The following is an 18,895-nucleotide window of genomic DNA, read 5'->3' as shown; positions in this document are numbered from 1 at the left end:
CGATCGTCGGTTGCGGCGTCAGCTGAGCCCCAGCCAGCGCCGGTTGTTGGCGGGATCACCGCCCCCTGCGAAATCGTCGAAGGCCCGTTCGGGCCGGCGGATCATGTGCGCCTCGATGAAGGGGGCGCCTTCGCGTGCGCCATCCTCGGGATGCTTCAGGCAGCATTCCCATTCCAGCACCGCCCAGCCGTCATAGCCATATTGGGTCAGGCGCGAGAATATGCCGGTGAAGTCGACCTGGCCGTCGCCCAGCGAGCGGAACCGGCCGGGCCGGTCGATCCAGTCGGCATAACCGCCATAGACGCCCGCACGACCGGTCGGGTTGAACTCCGCATCCTTGACGTGGAACATCCTGATGCGGTCATGATAGATGTCGATGAACTGCAGATAGTCCATCGCCTGCAGCACGAAATGGCTGGGATCATAGAGGATGTTGGCACGCTTGTGGCCGCCCACCGCATCCAGGAAGCGCTCGAAGGTCAGGCCATCGTGCAGATCCTCGCCCGGATGCAGTTCGTAGCAGAGGTCGATCCCCTGTTCGTCGAACGCGTCCAGGATCGGGCGCCAGCGCTTCCCCAGTTCGGCAAAGGCCTCTTCCACCAGACCCGCCGGCCGCTGCGGCCAGGGATAGACGAAGGGCCAGGCCAGCGCGCCGGAGAAGGTCGCATGCGCCTTCAGCCCCAGCCGCCGGCTGGCCACGGCCGCCAGCTTCAGCTGCTCGACCGCCCAGGCTTGCCGCTCGGCCGGCTTGCCGCGCAGTTCGGCCGGCGCGAATGCGTCGAAGGCGGCATCATAGGCCGGGTGGACCGCGACCAACTGGCCCTGCAAATGGGTCGACAGTTCCGAAATCTCGACCCCGGCCTCGCTGCAGCGACCGATCAGCTCATCGCAATAATCCTGGCTTTCCGCCGCTAGCTTGAGGTCCATGCAGCGCGGATCGTTGCTGGGCACCTGAATGCCCTTATAGCCGGCCTGCGCCATCCAGCGCGCGGCATTGTCCAGATTGTCGAACGGGGCGGCATCGCCCATGAACTGCGCCAGGAAGATGGCCGGGCCGCGCATCGCGCCCTTCGCCGCCGTCATTTCACGCTCTTGAGATAGGTGATGATCGCGGCGCGCTTGGCCGGATCGGGCGTGGAGATGGGCATGCGGCTGCCGGGCACCTTCTTGGTCGGCGCGGCGAGATATTCGTCCAGCGCCTTCTCGTCCCATTTCAGCTTCGACGCCTTGAGCGCGGGGGAATAGTTGAAGCCGGCCAGGGTGCCGGCGGTGCGGCCGACGACGCCGACCAGATTGGGGCCAAGGCCGCTCTTGCCGCCGGGCTGCACGCTGTGGCAGGCGCGGCAGGCGTTGAAGGCCGGCGGCGCCGCTGGTGCGGTCTGCGCCTGGCTCGATATGGCGGGGATCATCACTGCGCCCGTTGCGAGCGCTACCAGGCCGAAGCCCATTACCCTTTGCACCCTCGACTCTCCGTCTTGTCTGTGGCTTTTATTTACCGGTAAACTGTTCCAATATGATCGGAAGATCAAGAGGCAGAATGAACGGTCTGTCGACTAATTACGAAGGAGAAGAGGATGGCAGGAAAAGCATTGCGCCTGGGCATGGTCGGCGGTGGCGAAGGCGCCTTTATCGGGGCGATCCACCGCGCTGCCGCAGCACTGGATGGTGATTGGCGACTGGCGGCCGGCGCCTTCAGCGGCGACACGGATCGCAACCAGCGCTCGGGCGAGGCACTGGGAATCGATCCGGCACGCACCTATGATTCGCTCGACGCGCTGCTGGCGGGCGAGCAGGCGCTGCCGGCGGACGAGCGGATCGATGCCCTGTCGATCGTGACGCCCAATCATCTCCACGCGCCGATGGCGATCGCCGCGCTTGACGCGGGTTTCCATGTCTTCTGCGAAAAGCCGATGGCGCTCGATCTGGCCGAGGCGCACCAGATCGCCGCTGCCGCCGAACGCTCCGGCCGGCATTTCGGCCTCGCCTTCACCTATAGCGGCTATCCGCTGGTGGAAGAGGCGCGGGCGCGTGTCGCGCGCGGCGATCTCGGCAGGATCAGGCTGGTCCAGGTCGAATATTCGCAAGGCTGGCTCAGCCAGGCGATCGACCGCGACGGCAACAAGCAGGCCGAATGGCGCACCGATCCCGCCCGCGCGGGCCTGGGCGGTTGCCTGGGCGACATCGGCACCCATGCCTTTCACCTGGCCGAACATGTGTCGGGCCTGCGCGTCAGCGAAATCTGCGCCGACATCAGCATCCATGTCGAGGGACGGCGACTCGACGACGACGTCAATGTGCTGCTGCGCCTCGACAATGGCGCGCGCGGCATCCTCAAGGCGACTCAGGTCGCGGCCGGCGACGAGAATGGGCTGAAGCTGCGCATCCATGGCGAACATGGCGGGCTGGAATGGGCGCAGATGGAACCCAACACGCTGACCCTGCGCTGGCTGGATCGGCCCACCGAAGTGCTGCGCGCGGCAGGCCCCGGCCTGCTGCCCTCCACCCTGCCGCTGCTGCGCACGCCCAGCGGCCATCCCGAAGGCTATATCGAGGCGTTCGCCAATCTCTATCGCGCCTTCGCCACGCGCATCCGGGGCGGCGAAGCCTGGTTCCCGTCGGTCAGCGACGGTTTGCAAACCATGGGCTTCGTCGAAACCGTCATCGCCAATGCGGCAGGCGACGCCAAATGGACCGCGCTGCCCGGCGCATGACATGAAAGGGGAAGCGCGACATGATCGCCGCGCTTCCCCTTGCCTTCAGTGCGCGGCGCCCTTCTTGGGCAGCAGCGGATTGATCGTCTGGATGCTGCCATCGGCATTGTAGCGCAATTCCGTCACCTTGACGTTGCGCAGGCGAGTCTGCCCCGACAACTGGCTGTCGGCGTAGAAGAGCCAGGACTTTCCGCCCCATTCGACGATCGAATGATGGGTGGTCCAGCCTTCGACCGGCTCCAGGATGCGGCCCTTGTAGGTGAAGGGGCCATAGGGGGAATCGCCGACGGCATAGACCAGATAATGGGTGTCGCCGGTCGAGTAGCTGAAATAATATTTGCCATCATGCTTGTGCATCCACGACGCCTCGAAGAAGCGGCGGTCATGGTCGCCGCCCAGCAGCGGCTTGCCCTTGTCGTCCAGGATCTGGATTTCGCGCGGGGCCTCGGCAAATTCCAGCATGTCGCCGTTCAGCCTGGCGACGCGCGGCGCGATCGCCGGCTTGTCATCCTGCTTCAGGTCGGTCTTCGACCCGTCCGGATCATATTTCCCGCCGATATTGCGCTGCAACTGGCCGCCCCAGATGCCGCCGAAATAGATATAGCTCTGCCCGTCGGCATCGGTGAAGACGGCCGGATCGATCGAATAGCTGCCCTTGATCGGCTGCGGCTGCGCCTTGAACGGCCCCATCGGATCCTTGGACGTTGCCACGCCGATGCGGAAGGCGCCTTCCTTGTCCTTGGCCGGGAAGTAGAGATAATAGGTGCCATTCTTGTAGGCCGCGTCGGGCGCCCACATCTGCTTGTTGGCCCAGGGCACATCCTTCACGTCCAGCGCCACCGGCCCGACCGTCACCGGTCCGCCGATCTTGTCCATCGACAGGACATGATAGTCGCGCATCTCGAAATGGCTGCCCAGATCATCCTCGGGCGTCGGTCCGTCAATGTCATGGCTGGGATAGACATAGATCTTGCCGTTCCACACATGGGCGGACGGATCGGCGGTGTAGATGTCGCTGACCAGCGGCTGGGACAGATATTCGGACGCATCGCGCTTGCCGCTCGCGGCATTGTCGGCCGCCTGTTCTGTCTTCTGTTCGCCCTTCTGTTCCGGTGCCTGCTGGCAGGCGGCGAGCGCCAGTCCCAGGGCCAGCGGCCATGCGTGCAGGCACATTCCGCGCTTGATCGTCATATCATCCTCTCCTTGCGATTTGCGCAATTGATAGCGTTATCATAAATCACGCGCAACGCTCGATTGGCGCCGCCCTTTCAGCGGTTGAGGCGTTGCATCACCATCGCCCGCAGGCGTCGCGCCTCCAGCGGCGTCAGCGGCGCCAACGGCCCCTGGGCATGATCGGGCAGATGGTCGCGCGCATCCTGTGCCGGTCCGAACAGATAATGGTCGAACAGCGCGCGCCAGGCCATGCGCTCGGGCTCCGGCCGCTCGCGGATGCTGAGCAGCCCGTGCAGCAGCGTCGCCATCGGCGTGTCGATGAAGTCGGGGACGGCGTCCCACCAATAGTTCATCATGATATTGAAGCCGTCGCGCGCCTCGACCTGATGCCACCACAGCGCCGGGTAGAAGAGCGCGTCGCCCGGCTCCAGTTCTGCCACCTCACCGGCCGCCAGCGCCTGCGCAAAGCGCGGATAACGGGCCAGATCGGGCGCGGCCGGATCGACCATGCTGACCACCTGGCCGCCGGGCGTCGGCGATAGCGGGCCGGGATAGAGATTGCTCACCTGATCGGGCGGAAAAAGGGTGAAGCGGCGCCGCCCGACCAGGCAACAGGCCAGGTTGTGCGAGCTGTCATAATGGGTCGCGGCGACCGTGCGGTTGCCGATCCACAGGCTCACGGTCGGCACCGCCGCACCGAACAGGCCGGGCAAGTCATGGTCGGCGCGCAGGCCGGGGAAATAGCGGTCGACATCGGTCGACCCGATATAGATGGCCGGTCCGTCGCCACTGGCATCCGCCCGGATCCTGTCGAGATAATCGGGCAGCGGCGCCCGTCCGCGATCGAAATTGAAGCCGGTCAGTTCATCATTGTAGAAGAAGCGGCCCCCGGCACCCCGCGCCCCGACATAGCCGGTGACCGGCGCGCCGCCATAATTGGCCAGCAATCGGTCCATCGCCGCCTGCGCCGATAGCCGCCCGGCAGCGACCAGTGGCCAGCCATCGACCAGTCCGCCGATCACGACCGGCCTCTGCGCCGCCATCAGATCGTCGAGCCAGCCAGGCGTCAGGTCGCTGCCGGCAATCCGCCGGGTCTGGTGCAGCGTCACGCCGCCTGCCGCGTCCGCTTGCGCACGATCAGATCCTCGATATTGGCGAGCGAGGAGCGGATCGCATAGGCCAGTTGCAACAGGCCCGCCTGATGCAGTGCCTGCAGCGTCGGACCATCCAGCGCCTCCAGCCGATCGGCATCGATGGTGAAGCGCCCGGCAATGTCATAGCGCTGCGCGTCGTCGATCGCGATGTCCAGCGCGATCGGCGCCAGCAGCCCGGCCTGTTCGAACGCGGTGAACATCGGCGCGCTCAGGCCATGCCCCTCATGAATGGTGCGCAGCGCATCGGCGACATGGTCCAGATAGGGCGCGTTGCCGCCATGGGGCAGGAACAACGCTTCGCCCGCCGCGCCGACGCGCGGATCGTCCAGGTCGACATGGATCACCGGATGATCTTCGCCGTCGCGCTGCTGCATGCCGATCAGGAAAGGGCCACGCCGATGGACGGCGGGCACATAGCGTGCGGTCCAGCCCCCGGCGTCGAGAAACAGATTTTCGTCGCGATCGAAACCCAGCAGCGCGGTGAGCTGCCAGGCACCCTGGCCATCGCGCTGGATCAGGATCGGATATTCCCGCTGGATCGCGTCGATCTCGGTCGGGAAGATCAGGGTCTGGTTGACGGCATCCCCAAAGGCAGCGCCATTGCCCGGTGCGACCCGAAGCGCGGCATGGGTGATGGGATCGAGTATCATCGTGCTGGTCATGGAATATCCGGCGTGCCGCATGAACGGGCGGCCATAGTAGGGCGTCGGCGGCGAAGGAAAAGCCCTTTGCGTGGCCCGCCTCGATGCCGTCCGCCCGACGCAATTGTGAAAGTCGGGGCCGCCCGGCAGGACGGCCCCGGCTCACCCCCTTAGAAGCGGAAGCGACCACCCAGCAGGAAGCGACGGTCCAGTTCCTGCGCATACCACAGGTTGCTCTTGTCGCGGCCATAGGTGCGGATGTCGCTCTCGGTCAGGTTGATCGCCTCGAACGAGACGGCAAACTGTTCCGACACATCCCAGCTGATGTTGAGATCAAGCTGGCCGAACGGGCGCACGAACACCGGGTTGCGATCGCCGCCGCCACGGTTGGCCGACTGCAGGAACTTGTCGCGCCAGTTATAGGCGAGACGGGCCGACAGGCCGTTCTTGTCATAGATCAGCGTGGCGTTGGCGGTATCCGACAGGCCGACCAGCGCGAACTGGTCCTCGCTCGGATCGGCGCCGACATCGATGCCCACGTCACCCCGGACCAGCGTATAGGCCGCCGACACACCGAAACCGGTATTGCCGAAGAAATGCTGGGCGGCGAGTTCGAAGCCCCAGATCTTGCCCTGCCGGTTGTTGATCGGCTGCGTGACCTCGAAGTCGTAGAGCGGGTCATTGGCGTCCGGCGTCAGGTCGACTTCGGTCAGCACCTGGTCGATGAAGGCCTGGCTGAGCGCGCCGTTCGAATAGTTCGCCTGGAACTGCTGCGACGCGGCATCGATATTGCCCTGCTGCTGCAGCAATGCCGTCATCGTGAACAGGTTGACGTCGCTCGGGTCAGCCCCCAGCCGCTTGAGTTCAGCCAGTGCCGTGCCCGAGCGCGATCCCGCCGCGCCCGAACTGACGTCGCGCAGCCCAAACAGGTTGCGCGTCGTCTGGCCGGTGCCGACGAAATTCTGCACCCGCTTTTCGAACACGCCCGCCGAGATGTAGCTCGACGGCTTGTAATACCATTCGAACGACAGATCGAGGTTGTCGGAAATCAGCGGCGACAGGCGGGCGTTGCCGGTCGATCCGGTGGCAAAGCCGCCGAGCGCGATCGGACGCGGCGGCGTGCCGACCGAGCTTGCCACGAACAGATTGCCATAATCGGGCCGGGCAATGGTCTTGCTGAACGAGAAGCGACCGATGAAATTCTTCGCCAGCTCGATCTGGAAATCCATCGCGGGCAGGAAGTTGTTGTAATTGCCGCTGTCCGAAACAGGCTGGACCTCATCCGACACCACCAGGGTGAAGTCGTTATCCGATACCCAGTTGATCGCCTGCGGCACCGCCACCAGCGATGTCGAACGCACCTTGGTCCGTTCATAGCGTGCGCCGACCACCAGGGTCGCCGGACGGCCCGCCAGTTCGCCCTTCCAGGTCAACTGGCCATAGGCGGACCAGATATCCTCCTTGACCCGGTTATCTTCCTGCTGGGTGATGCCGATCGCATTGCCGCGCTGGGCATAATAAGGCGACAGCGCATTATAAAGGTCGACGGCGCTGCCTTGGAAGGCGGTCAGCGTCGCGCCCTGACCCTTGGCATCGAAATTGTCGAACTTGCAGACCAGGCAATATTCCTGCAGCACGCCCGGCGCGACCGATCCGATATCGCCGACATTGCTGATGCCCCAGTCGCCCAGCGTCTGCTGCGTCTGGGTGCGGGTCTGGCGCATCTTGGACGTGCGGTAATTGGCACCGACATCAAAGCGGCTGCCGCCATCATCCAGTTCCCAGCCCAGGTCGGCGCGAATTTCGTTGAGCCGCTGGCGCTGCGACGAGGACACGGTGCGACCCATCTGCGACCCCAGATCACCCAGATCCAGCACGCCATTATTATTGCCGCGCAGGGCATCATTGATGGTGATCGACTGGACCGGGATGGTGCCGCTGAAATCGGCCGACTGCGACGCCACGATCGGCGCGCCCAGGCCCACCAGCGTCGAACTGACGCCATTGGGATTGTCCGGGGAGCTTTGCGCCAGGCCGGTATGGCCGTCGATCGACAGGGTGACGCGGTCGTTGATTTCCCATTTGGCGTTCAGGCCATAATCCTGCAGCCGGTTGCGCACGCCGCGTTCGGCCTGTTCGAAGGCCGCGTCCTTAACGCCGGCGATATTCTCCTGCAGATAGCTGGTCGTGGCGACCACCGGATTGCCGTCGAATTCGACCTGGGCGAAGGGCCGGTTGAACCAGTTGCCCTGGCTGGCGCGCTGTTCATGCTGCTTGTTCTGGGCGAACAGTGCGTCGGCGGTGAAGGTCAGCGTCTCGGTCGGGCGGAATTGCATGACCGCCGATCCGTTGATGCGCTCGCGCGAGCCCTGCGAATAATAATAGCTGCTGTCATTGGGCACCGACACCAGGGTGTTCGGGTCGGTCGGCGCGTTGCTGATCTGGGTATTGGCGTTGACGAAGCCGTTGGCCGGATCGGCGAACTGGCTGTAGCGGCGGATGTTCCAGTTGTTGACGGTCGCGCCGCGGGTCGAGAAATTACGCTTTTGATAGCTGCCGAAGATCGACACGCCGAACACTTCATTCTCGTCGCGCCAGCTCAGCAGGCCCGATGCTTCGGGCGTGATCTTGGCCGGGTCGCTCAGGCTCTTCTCGACGCTGGTGTCATAGAGCGCCTTAACGCCGATCGTGCCGCTGAAGCCCGCCTCGCGCGCGTCGAGCGGCTTGCGGGTGATGACGTTGATCGACGCGCCGATGCCGCCCGACGGGATCGCCGCGCGACCGGTCTTGTAGACTTCCAGCGTGCTGACGCCTTCCGACGCGAGATTGCCGAAGTCGAAGGAGCGGCTGGTGCCCGACGAATAGTCGGCATTCTGGTCGCCGCCGACGGAGGTGACATTGGCCGATGGCAGCGCGCGCCCGTTCAGCGTCACCAGGTTGAAGCCGCCGCCAAAGCCGCGGACCGTGACCTGCGAGCCTTCGCCATTGACGCGATCGATCGACACGCCGGTGATACGCTGCAGCGATTCCGCCAGGTTGGTGTCGGGGAACTTGCCGATATCTTCGGCCGAAATGGCATCGACCACGCCGCTCGAATTGCGCTTGATGTCGATCGCGCGATCAAGGCTGGCACGCACGCCGGTGACGATGATGTCGGCTTCGGCATTCTGGACGGCGGCGTCCTGCGCCTGCGCCATCGTTGGTGTAACGCTATACGTTAGCGCTATCAGAGACGCGCAACGCATGAATCTGGAATATGGTAAACCCATTTCAGAATCCTCCCTTTTATAACAGCTCGCCCACATCGAGCCTTATTGGACGTTCATGCTAGCCTAATGGCCAGCGTTGTCAATTATGATGCTGTGATCGGTTAAAGTCCCTAAGGGTTTGATTTACAGATTTATATTTGACTGAAAATAATGGTTTTTTATGTTTTATTGTGCATTGCAAAAAATATTCTACCGATGCGCATTTTTTGACTAGACCAATTCTGCAGGACAATAGCGGCGCAGGAATTCGCGATGGCTGGGCATCTCCGCGACGACCCCGGCAATGTCTTTGCGCATCCGCGCCAGCTCCTCGCGCAACTGCGGTTCGGGCATCATCGCCGCGACATGATGATAGCCGCGCGGGTGCATGCCCTGACCCAGCAGCACCGATGACCAGCTGTCGACGCGGAACAGCTCATGCCCCAGTTGATAGGCGCGGCCATTTTCCTGCCACAGCGCCAGCCTTTCCTTCAGGCTGTCGGGTATCTCCATCGTCCGGCAATGATCCCAGAAAGGGGAATCGTCGCGCTGGGTCACATGATAGTGAAGGATGATGAAATCGCGGATATTCTCGAACTCCAGCCGTGACTTGCGGTTGAAATGGTCGAGCAGCGCGTCGTCGAACCCGTGGAAGGGGAAATCCTCGATCAATCGCGTCACCGCCGCCATCATCAGGTGGATGCTGGTCGATTCGAGCGGCTCGATGAAGCCGCCGGCCAGCCCCAGGCCAACGCAGTTCTTGTGCCAGGCCCTGGTCCGGGTGCCGGTCTTGAACCGCACCAGCCACGGGTCGACGATCGGTTCCCCCTCAATCTCCGCCAGCAGCCGGGCATGGGCTTCGTCGTCGGACATGAAATCGCTGGCGAAGACGAAGCCGTTGCCGTCGCGATGCTGCAACGGAATGCGCCAGCGCCAGCCCGCCTCATGCGCGATCGCCGAAGTATAGGGCTGGGCCGGACCGTCGGAGGTGGACTGGACCGCGACCGCGCGGTCGGTGCGGATCCACTGGCCCCAATCCTCGAAGCCGACCCCCAGCGCCTCGCCCAGCAACAGCGATCGAAAACCGGTGCAGTCGATGAACAGGTCACCCTCGATCCGCGTGCCCGATTCCAGCACCAACGCCGCGATATGGCCGCTCTCGGGCGCCAGTTCGACATTGCGGATCTTGCCTTCGACCCGCTTCACCCCCGCCGGCTCGGCCAGGCTGCGCAGGAAGCGGGCATAGCGCGCCGCGTCGATATGATAGGCATAGCTGGGCGCGACCGAGCTGCTGAGCGACATGCGATTGGCCTCGCCCGCCATCCACTCCAGGCAATATTCGCCCAGTTCGCCGCCAAAACCCTGCGCCCTGGCATGCAGCCAGAAATGGTGGAAATCGGCCATCCAGCTCCATTGCAGCCCGATCGTGCCAAACGGGTGGATATAGCGGTCGCCGACCTGCCCCCAATTCTTGAACTCGATGCCCAGCTTCACCGTCGCCTGCGCCTCGGCCATGAAGCGGTCTTCGCGGATCTTCATCAACTGGTGGAAGCCGCGGAAGGTCGGCACGGTGGATTCGCCCACGCCGATGGTGCCGATCGCGTCGGATTCAATCAGCGTGATGTCGATCAGCGGTCCCAGATGGCGGACCAGCGCGGTCGCCGTCACCCAGCCGGCCGTGCCGCCGCCGGCGACGACAACCCGCTTCACCACCCGGTCGGACGTCGGAAAATCTGCATGCATGTCGGTCATTCCAGCGGAAGGGAAAACAGGATGGGGCGGTGCATCGGTCAGGCAGCACCGGGCGTCGCGACGGCGCGCGCGGCGGGGTCATCGTCCGGCCCGTCGGCAATCGGGCCGCCCAACCCCTTCCGGCGCGCCAGCCGGTCGATCGCCGGAACCGTCATCATCGTCGTCACGATCGTCATCAGCGCCAGCATCGCGAACAGTTCCGGCCCGATGATGCCGCGCTGCAGGCCGATATTGATGACCAGCAATTCCATCAGGCCGCGCGCATTCATCAGCGCGCCGACGGCGAGCGCGGTGACATTGTCCTGCCCGGTCAGCCGCGCCGCCGCCCAGCAGGCGCCCCCCTTGGCCAGGATCGATGCCGCCAGGATCGCCAGCGCGACCAGCGCCAGCGACAGGCTGCTCACCATCGTCACCTGCGTATTAAGGCCGGAAACGGTGAAGAAGATCGGCACCAGCAGACCGATGGTCGTCGGCTCCAGCCTGCGGGCCAGCCCCTGCGACAGGATGCCGCGCGGCATCGCCACCCCCAGCAGGAAGCCGCCGAACACGGCATGAAGCCCGGCCATGTCCATCGCCCAGGCGCACCCGCCAAACAGCAGCAGCACGACCAGCAACATGGCCGGCGTGACCCGCCCTTCCCGCTCCGCCCAGCGAGCGAGTGGCGCCAGCAGCCGACTGCCCAGGAACAGCATGACGATCGCGAACAGCCCGCCGCCGCCCAGCGCCCGGACCGCGATCATCCCGTCCGCGCCGATGCAGGCGAGCAGGATCGCCAGGATCGACCAGGCGATCGCATCGTCGATCGCCCCGGCCGACAGCGCCAGCGCGGCCAGCGGCGTGCCACCCAGCCCCCGTTCGCGGATGATCCGCGCCAGCACGGGAAAGGCGGTGATGGAAATGGCGACGCCGATGAACAGGGTCGCCTCGAACGGCGTGACCGTCGGCCCGAACAGCCTCATGGCCGACAGCCAGGGGGTCAGCGCCACCGCGCCCAGGAAGGGCACGATGATGCCGCACAGCGAAACCGCAACGGCGCTGCCCGCCTGAAGATGGAAATGCGCGCGGCGAAAGCCGAGGCCGACCAGGAACATGTAGAGGCCGATGCCGGCCTGCGCGACAAATTGCAGCAGCGGCCGGGTCTCGATCGGGAAGAGCAGCGCCTGGGCCTGCGGCGCCAGCCAGCCAAGCAGAGAAGGACCAAGCAGGATGCCCGCGATCATGTCGCCGATCACCCGTGGCTGGTGCAGGAACCGGCCGACCAGCCAGCCGGACAGGCGACAGGCGCCAAGAATGACGACCATCTGCACCGCCAACGCCGCGCCGACATGGACCAGATCCATGCACCCCTCCTTGCCCCTGTCCGGTGCATGGGAATCCCCGTTCCCCGCATCCGACGCGCTGGACAATGGCAGGATGGCGCGGGGGGACAAGTGTTTTTCGCACCCCGCCGCAAAAAATGGGAGCGCTACCCCCGATCGCGCCGGATCGCGGCCAGATCATCCGGCCGATTGATATTGGGCAGCACCAGCCCCGGCAGCGTCACGGTGCGCGCACCAATCCGCGCCAGCCAGCCCCGGATCGATCGGTTATTGTCCTCCGCCAGATGCGCGTCCAGCTCGGGCGCCAGCGCGGCCGGCCACCAGCCGAGCAGCTGCTGCCCGTCGAGGATTGCCGCCCGCTCGCCGATCAGCAGCGCGGGCAGGTCGGCCGGATAGAAGGGCATGTCGCAGCCGCTGGTCAGCACGCCGTCAAAGCCGTGGGCCTGGGCATGATGCAGCGCGGCGTTGAGGCCGCCCAGCGGCCCCATGTCCGGCCCCGGCCGGTCGGGCAGGCTCAGATGTCCTTCCTCGGCCCGGCCACAGATTGCGATCGCGGCGACATGGGGGGACAGCGCATCGATCGCATGGTCGATCAGCCGCCGCCCGTCGAGCAGCGCCGCTGCCTTGTCGCTGCCGAAGCGGGTCGCGCGTCCGCCCGCTATTATCGCCCCCAACAGCCTGGCCATGCCCGCCCCTCCTGCCGATCCGGTCCCGTCTGCTTTGACATTGGCAGGGCACAGGAGCAAGGGTTCGCGCCGATGGCAGGCGCGCGCCGCGCGCCGCCCCTTCCCGGCGAGACCCCGATGCATCTGCATGATTTCGATATCGACCTGTTCCTGCGCGACTATTGGCAGCAAAGGCCGCTGCTGATCCGCAATCCCTGGGCGCAATGGACCAACCCGCTGGCGCCCGAGGAACTGGCGGGCCTGGCCTGCGAGGAAGGCGTCGAGTCGCGGCTGGTGGTGCAGGCGGACGGCGACTGGAAAATGGAACAGGGGCCGCTGGCCGAGGATCGCTTCGCCGCGCTCGGCGCCAGCCCCTGGACCCTGCTGGTGCAGGCGGTCGATCATCAGGTGCCCGATGTCGCGGCGCTGATCGCCCCGTTCCGCTTCATCCCCGACTGGCGGATCGACGATGTCATGGTCAGCTATGCCAGCGACGGCGGCGGCGTCGGCCCGCATTTCGACCAGTATGACGTCTTCCTGATCCAGGGCGCGGGCCGCCGCCGCTGGCGCATCGGCCAGGCGTGCGACGATGGCAGCCCGCTGCGCCCCCATGCCGACCTGCGCCTGCTCGCCACGTTCGACGCCACCGACGAATGGGTGCTGGAGCCTGGCGACATCCTCTATGTCCCGCCCGGCATCGCCCATGATGGCGTCGCGGTGGGCGACGACTGCATGACCTATTCGGTCGGCTTTCGCGCGCCGGCGCGCAGCGAACTGATCGAGGGCTGGACCGACCGGCTGCTCGAAGGGCTGGGCGAGGATGACCGCTATGCCGACCCCGCTTTGGCGCGCCAGGCCAATCCCGGCGAGATCGCGCCGGCCGCATTGGCCCGGTTGCAGGCGATGGTGCTGGCACAATTGGGCGATCCCGCCGGCTTTGCCCGCTGGTTCGGCGAATATAGCAGCACCCGCAAATATCCCGAGATCGATTGGGCACCCGAGGAAGCGATCGACCCCGCATCCATGCAGGCGCTGGTGGCGGAAGGCGCACCCCTGCGCCGCAACCCGGCCAGCCGCTTCGCCTTCGTCCGGGCGGAAGACGCCATCATGCTGTTCGTCGATGGCGCGTCGCATGATTGCACCGGCGCCAGCGCGGCGCTGGCGCAGCAATTGTGCGCGGACGACGCGCTGGCGCTTGATCCGGCGCTGGCCGACGACGATGCGGCGATCGCGCTGCTGGTGCTGCTCCACAATCAGGGCAGCATCGCGTTTGAGGAGGATGAGAAGGACGACGCGTGGGACGACTGATCCTCCTCAACAAGCCCTATGGCGTGCTCTGCCAGTTCAGCGACGAGCGCACCGGCCCGCCGCGCCCGACCCTGGCCGATTATGTCGACCAGCCCGGCGTCTATCCCGCCGGCCGGCTCGACCTCGACAGCGAGGGGCTGCTGCTGCTGACCGATGATGGCCGGTTGCAGGCGCGCATCGCCGACCCGCGCTTCAAGATGCCCAAAACCTATCTGGTCCAGGTGGAGGGCGACCCCGACGATGCGCCGCTGGCGGCGCTGCGGCACGGCGTGCAACTGAAGGACGGCATGACCCTGCCGGCGGAGGTCGAGCGGATCGACGATCCCGCGCTGTGGCCGCGCGACCCGCCGGTGCGCTTCCGCAAGAGCGTGCCCGATTGCTGGCTGCGCCTCACCATCCGCGAAGGCCGCAATCGCCAGGTCCGCCGCATGACCGCGGCGGTCGGCCTGCCGACCCTGCGCCTGGTCCGCTGGCGCATCGGCGACTGGACGATCGACGACATCGCGCCGGGCACCTGGCGGGAGGCGCCGGCGATCCTGCGCCAGGGCCGATAGAAGACGCCTCTCCCGAAGTTCACAGTGTAAACGGGCTTTTAGGGCCTTTTGCGCCGGCTTTGCCCCTGCGACGCGCCGGTCGCGCATCCATGACGCGTCACCTCCAACAGGGGGCGGGTCCGCGCACCGCGCCCGGATCGCCCCCGCCGCGCGCCGCCGAAGCGACACCCACGCACCGGTTGCGCGCCGGGCAGGCGCCGGATGGAGAAGGTGGGTTGGTGAGGAACAGCGCTGTCGCATCGCCAAGGGAGACCAGAGACAGGGCGAATAGGAAAGCGGTGGGCGATGACGGCCACGCGCGCGACCGGATCGCGTCCGGCGCGACATTGCTGGGGATGAGCGGTAGCGACTATCTCCCGTCATTGATGGCTGACGGCCCAATGCTGCCCTCTCCTCGTCGTCATCCCGGACTTGATCCGGAATCCATTCAGCAATCCCTATCTGGCGCAGTGCAGAATGGATCCTGACTGTCGTCAGGATGACGCCTGTGGGGATTGGCAGGCTTCGACCAGATGCGGCTGTTCCCTACTCCCCTCCCTTCCAGGTAGGGGCCGGGGGTGGGTGCGCCGCGCAGCGGCGGTCTACGATCGATAGGGCAGAAGCTCGCTACGCTCGCAACCCACCCCAACCCCTCCCTGGAAGGGAGGGGCTATGCCTTGTTCCAACCCCATATCACCCGTCCCGTTCGCGCGCCTTGACCTTGCGGACCTCGGCCAGTTGGCCCATCAAAATCGTCAGCGCGTCGCGTTCCGCCTGTGGCAGATCCCTGGTCTCGAAATGGCGGATCAGCACTTCCAGCGCGTCGCCGATCCGGCCGATCTGCCGGCCATAGCTGCCGACCTCGTTCAGTACCGTGCGCTCTATGTCCGGGCGTGCCGTCTGGCCGAGCGCGATATTGATGAGGCCGACCTGGCCGCCGCTCTGCGTCCAGGTCAGGGGATTGATCGCCTGCCACAGTCGTTCGGGGGCCAAAGCCATGCTGAAGGGGGCTGCGCTGAAGGGTTCCATGCCGTGCTCCTTGTCGGGGAAGGATGACGGAGGCGAAGCCTGCCATGGGCGCCGCATCGGGGCAAGATGCTGTCCTACAGCAGCCCGCTTTGCTATTCTCGCCACCCGGTTCCCGACTTTTCGATAGGATCGGCGGGGCGCAAGAAAATGTCAGAATGTGCGGGAAATATGCGAAGTTAAGCGGATCATCTCCAACAAGGGACGCTTTTGCGTGGCCGGCCGGATGGTCGCGCCACTGGATTGCCGCCCGTCATGCCCTAAATAGCGACAAATGCCCCCAGCCACGCCCGATTCCACGCCCCTTCCGCCCGCCTGGTCCACGCTGCGGCGCTTCATCCCCTATCTCTGGCCGGCCGATGCGCCGGCGCTGCGCCGCCGTGTCGCGGTGGCGCTGGCGCTGGTCGCGCTGGCCAAGGTCGTCACCCTCGCCATGCCCTTCGCCTATAAGGGCGCGATCGACCGGATGGCGCCGGGGCTGGAGCCGGCCGCCGGCCTCGCCATGGCGCTGGTCGTCGCCTATGCCGGTGCGCGCTTTGGCGGCGTATTGTTCGACAATCTGCGCAACGCCATTTTCGAGAAGGTCGGGCAGGAAGCGGGCCGGCGGCTGGCCGACGATGTCTTCGTCCATCTCCACCGCCTGTCGTTGCGCTTCCATCTCGACCGGCGCACCGGCGCCGTCACCAAGATCGTCGAGCGCGGCACCAAAAGCATCGACACGATGCTCTATTTCCTGCTGTTCAACATCGCGCCGACGGTGCTGGAACTGCTCGCCGTCTGCGCCATCTTCCTGGTGAAGTTCGGCCCCGGCCTGGTCGCCGCGACGCTGGCCATGGTCGCCCTCTATATCTGGTTCACCCGGCTCGTCACCGAATGGCGCAACCAGCTGCGCCGCGACATGGTCGACATGGACACCAGCGCCGTTGCCCATGCCGTCGACAGCCTGCTGAATTTCGAGACGGTCAAATATTTCGGCGCCGAGGAGCGCGAGGCGCGGCGCTACGGCTCCGCCATGCGCCGTTATGCCAAGGCGGCGGTAAAGTCCGAAAACAGCCTCGCCTGGCTCAATATCGGCCAGTCGCTCATCACCAACCTGATGATGGGCGGGGCGATGGCCTATACCGTCTGGGGCTGGAGCCGGGGGCAGTTCTCCACTGGCGACGTGGTGCTGGTGAACACCCTCCTGTCGCAGCTGTTCCGCCCGCTCGACCTGCTCGGCATGGTCTATCGCACCATCCGCCAGGGCCTGATCGACATGGAGGCGATGTACAAGCTGATCGATACTGAGACGGAGGTGGCCGACGTGCCCGGCGCCCCGCCGCTGCAGGTCGCGGGCGGCGCGGTTCGCTTCGACGCTGTCCGCTTCGGCTATGATCCCGAACGCGAAATCCTCCATGGCGTCAGCTTCGCTGTGCCGGCGGGCAAGACGCTGGCCATCGTCGGCCCATCGGGCGCGGGCAAGTCGACCATCGCCCGCATCCTGTTCCGCTTCTACGATATCCAGGGCGGTACCGTGTCGATCGACGGGCAGGACATCTCCGCCGTGACGCAGGCCTCACTGCGCGCCGCGATCGGCATCGTGCCGCAGGACATGGTCCTGTTCAACGACACGGTCGGCTATAATATCGGCTATGGCCGCGAAGGCGCGCGCCAGGATGAAATCGAGGCGGCGGCCAAGGCGGCGTCGATCCATGATTTCATCATGAGCCTGCCCCAAGGCTATGACACCCGCGTCGGCGAACGCGGCCTCAAGCTGTCGGGCGGCGAGAAGCAACGCGTCGCCATCGCCCGCACGCTGCTGAAAGACCCGCCGCTACTGGTGCTGGACGAAGCGACCAGCGCGCTCGACAGTCGCACCGAGACCGAGATCCAGACCGTGCTGCGCGACATCAGCCGCAAGCGCACGACCTTGGTGGTCGCCCATCGCCTGTCGACCGTGGTCGATGCCGACGAGATCATCGTGCTGGACGCCGGTCGCATCGTCGAGCGCGGCCGCCATGCCGATCTGGTCCGCGCCGACGGCCTCTACGCGACCATGTGGGCGCGCCAGGCAACCGAGCGCGACGACATGCCCGAAGAGCCGGGGATCGAGGACATGTTCGAGGTCGCCCCGCAATAAATGGTCAGCGCTCGCTGATCTGCGCCAGCGGATCGAGCCGGGCCTGCCAGCCCAGCCGGTCCAGTTCGGGCGTGTCGGCGACCGTCTCGGGATGGCCCAAGCACAGCAGGGCGGCGAAGGTCCAGTCGTCGGGCACTGCCAGCGTCCGCGTGACAAAGGCGGGATCGAGGATCGATACCCAGCCGAGCGCCAGCCCACGCGCCCGCGCGGCCAGCCACAGCGTGTGGATCGCCAGCATCACCGAATGGAGCCGGGTCTGCGGCATGGTCGCCGCGCCCAGCCCCGCGCCGGCCTGCGTCGCATCATCGCAGAAGACCGCGATGATCTCCGGCGCCTCGCCCAGCCCGTGCAGCTTCAGCGCGCGATAGGCGTCATGCCGGGTCGCGTCGGTTATCTGGCTGGTGGCCCGCTCCCGCTCGGCATCGACATGATCGGCCAATGCCGCGCGCAGGGGTGGCGTCCGCACCCGGACGAAGCGCCAGGGCTGGCTGTTGCCGACTGACGGCGCCAGTTGCGCCAGCGTCAGCAGTTCCAGCACCATCGCCTCGTCCAGCGGATCGGTGCGGAAATGGCGCACGTCGCGGCGCCAGGTCAGCAGCTCCGTCAGCGTCACGCAGAAATCGGGATCGAAGGCCTGCATCAATATTCGATGCCGGCCTGCGCCTTCACCCCGCTGCGGAAGGGATGCTTGATCATGGTCATTTCGGTGACCAGATCGGCCGCCTCGATCAGCGCCTCGGGCGCATTGCGGCCGGTGACGACGACATGCTTCATCTCGTCCCTGCCGGTCAGCACCGCCAGCACCTCGTCCAGCGGCAGATAGTCGTAGCGCAGCACGATATTGAGTTCATCGGCCAGCACCATCGCATAATCGGGGTCGGCGACCATGCGCTTCACCTCGTCCCACGCCGCGCGCGCCAGCGCGATGTCGCGGCTGCGATCCTGCGTGTTCCAGGTGAAGCCCTCGCCCATCGGCTTGAACTCGATCTGCTCGGGAAAGGCATCGAACACCGCCTTCTCGCCGGTGGTCATCGCGCCCTTCACGAACTGGACCACGCCGACCTTCTTGCCATGGCCGATCATGCGCACGACCATGCCCAGCGCCGCCGTGGTCTTGCCCTTGCCCTTGCCGGTATGGACGATCAGCAGGCCCTTTTCCTGGGTCTTGGTCGCCATGATCTTGTCATGGGCAGCCTGCTTCTTCTTCATCTTTTCCGCATGCTGTTCGTCGGTGCGTTCGACCATC

General features: G+C 65.6%; 16 protein-coding genes. 4 read left to right on the top strand and 12 right to left on the bottom strand.

Annotation, left to right across the window (positions count from 1 at the left end):
- Window positions 1-18 precede the first annotated feature (18 nt).
- Both ACUCV3_RS16655 and ACUCV3_RS16650 read right to left on the bottom strand, forming a co-directional pair.
- Complete coding sequence (locus ACUCV3_RS16655; RefSeq protein WP_279727383.1) at window positions 19-1,083, bottom strand: sugar phosphate isomerase/epimerase family protein; 1,065 nt, start codon at window positions 1,081-1,083, stop codon at window positions 19-21.
- Window positions 1,080-1,448 carry a c-type cytochrome gene (locus ACUCV3_RS16650; RefSeq protein WP_097385111.1) on the bottom strand — a complete coding sequence of 123 codons (369 nt, stop codon included), beginning with the start codon at window positions 1,446-1,448 and terminating at the stop codon, window positions 1,080-1,082. The genes ACUCV3_RS16655 and ACUCV3_RS16650 overlap by 4 nt, the downstream gene beginning before the upstream one ends.
- Window positions 1,449-1,574: 126 nt before the next feature.
- Between ACUCV3_RS16650 and ACUCV3_RS16645 the strand changes: the two genes are divergently transcribed.
- Complete coding sequence (locus tag ACUCV3_RS16645; RefSeq protein ID WP_279727381.1) at window positions 1,575-2,711, top strand: Gfo/Idh/MocA family protein; 1,137 nt, start codon at window positions 1,575-1,577, stop codon at window positions 2,709-2,711.
- Window positions 2,712-2,756: 45 nt separating this feature from the next.
- Here the strand turns inward: ACUCV3_RS16645 and ACUCV3_RS16640 are convergent, their stop codons facing one another.
- The 7 genes from ACUCV3_RS16640 to mobA form a co-directional block, all read right to left on the bottom strand.
- Complete coding sequence (locus tag ACUCV3_RS16640) at window positions 2,757-3,902, bottom strand: glycoside hydrolase family 43 protein (protein ID WP_279727379.1); 1,146 nt, start codon at window positions 3,900-3,902, stop codon at window positions 2,757-2,759.
- A 77-nt stretch (window positions 3,903-3,979) separates the two neighbouring features.
- Window positions 3,980-4,993, bottom strand: a complete 1,014-nt coding sequence (locus ACUCV3_RS16635) for a cupin-like domain-containing protein (protein WP_279727378.1) — start codon at window positions 4,991-4,993, stop codon at window positions 3,980-3,982.
- Window positions 4,990-5,700, bottom strand: a complete 711-nt coding sequence (locus ACUCV3_RS16630; protein ID WP_004209516.1) for a SapC family protein — start codon at window positions 5,698-5,700, stop codon at window positions 4,990-4,992. The genes ACUCV3_RS16635 and ACUCV3_RS16630 overlap by 4 nt, the downstream gene beginning before the upstream one ends.
- A gap of 149 nt (window positions 5,701-5,849) precedes the next feature.
- Entirely contained in the window at window positions 5,850-8,876 is a 3,027-nt protein-coding gene (locus ACUCV3_RS16625) for a TonB-dependent receptor (protein ID WP_279727377.1), read from the bottom strand.
- Between the two features lie 282 nt (window positions 8,877-9,158).
- Complete coding sequence (locus ACUCV3_RS16620; protein ID WP_279727420.1) at window positions 9,159-10,670, bottom strand: tryptophan halogenase family protein; 1,512 nt, start codon at window positions 10,668-10,670, stop codon at window positions 9,159-9,161.
- Window positions 10,671-10,717: 47 nt separating this feature from the next.
- Window positions 10,718-12,019, bottom strand: a complete 1,302-nt coding sequence (locus ACUCV3_RS16615) for a cation:proton antiporter (protein WP_279727376.1) — start codon at window positions 12,017-12,019, stop codon at window positions 10,718-10,720.
- Window positions 12,020-12,144: 125 nt separating this feature from the next.
- Entirely contained in the window at window positions 12,145-12,684 is a 540-nt protein-coding gene (gene mobA / locus ACUCV3_RS16610) for a molybdenum cofactor guanylyltransferase (protein WP_279727374.1), read from the bottom strand.
- 72 nt (window positions 12,685-12,756) lie between these two features.
- Between mobA and ACUCV3_RS16605 the strand changes: the two genes are divergently transcribed.
- Entirely contained in the window at window positions 12,757-13,971 is a 1,215-nt protein-coding gene (locus ACUCV3_RS16605; RefSeq protein WP_279727373.1) for a JmjC domain-containing protein, read from the top strand.
- Window positions 13,959-14,525: a pseudouridine synthase gene (locus ACUCV3_RS16600; RefSeq protein ID WP_279727372.1), complete on the top strand. Its 567-nt coding sequence runs from the start codon at window positions 13,959-13,961 to the stop codon at window positions 14,523-14,525. The genes ACUCV3_RS16605 and ACUCV3_RS16600 overlap by 13 nt, the downstream gene beginning before the upstream one ends.
- Window positions 14,526-15,197: 672 nt before the next feature.
- Here the strand turns inward: ACUCV3_RS16600 and ACUCV3_RS16595 are convergent.
- The gene (locus tag ACUCV3_RS16595; protein WP_125997999.1) at window positions 15,198-15,533 is read right to left on the bottom strand and encodes a hypothetical protein; all 336 of its coding nucleotides are present in this window, start codon (window positions 15,531-15,533) and stop codon (window positions 15,198-15,200) included.
- 271 nt (window positions 15,534-15,804) lie between these two features.
- On the opposite strand from ACUCV3_RS16595, the gene ACUCV3_RS16590 reads away from it, so the two are divergent.
- Window positions 15,805-17,649, top strand: a complete 1,845-nt coding sequence (locus tag ACUCV3_RS16590; protein ID WP_279727369.1) for an ABCB family ABC transporter ATP-binding protein/permease — start codon at window positions 15,805-15,807, stop codon at window positions 17,647-17,649.
- Between the two features lie 4 nt (window positions 17,650-17,653).
- On the opposite strand, the gene bluB is transcribed toward ACUCV3_RS16590, so the two are convergent.
- Both bluB and cobO read right to left on the bottom strand, forming a co-directional pair.
- Window positions 17,654-18,289 (bottom strand): 5,6-dimethylbenzimidazole synthase, encoded by a 636-nt coding sequence (gene bluB / locus ACUCV3_RS16585; protein ID WP_279727368.1) that lies wholly within the window; start codon window positions 18,287-18,289, stop codon window positions 17,654-17,656.
- On the bottom strand, window positions 18,289-18,894 hold the full coding sequence (gene cobO, locus ACUCV3_RS16580; RefSeq protein ID WP_279727367.1) for a cob(I)yrinic acid a,c-diamide adenosyltransferase: 606 nt from the start codon (window positions 18,892-18,894) through the stop codon (window positions 18,289-18,291). Before cobO ends, bluB begins: the two co-directional genes overlap by 1 nt.
- Window position 18,895 lies beyond the last annotated feature (1 nt).

It is taken from the genome of Sphingobium sp. VMM (assembly GCF_056790315.1).
This window is presented reverse-complemented; position numbering and strand designations above follow the sequence as displayed.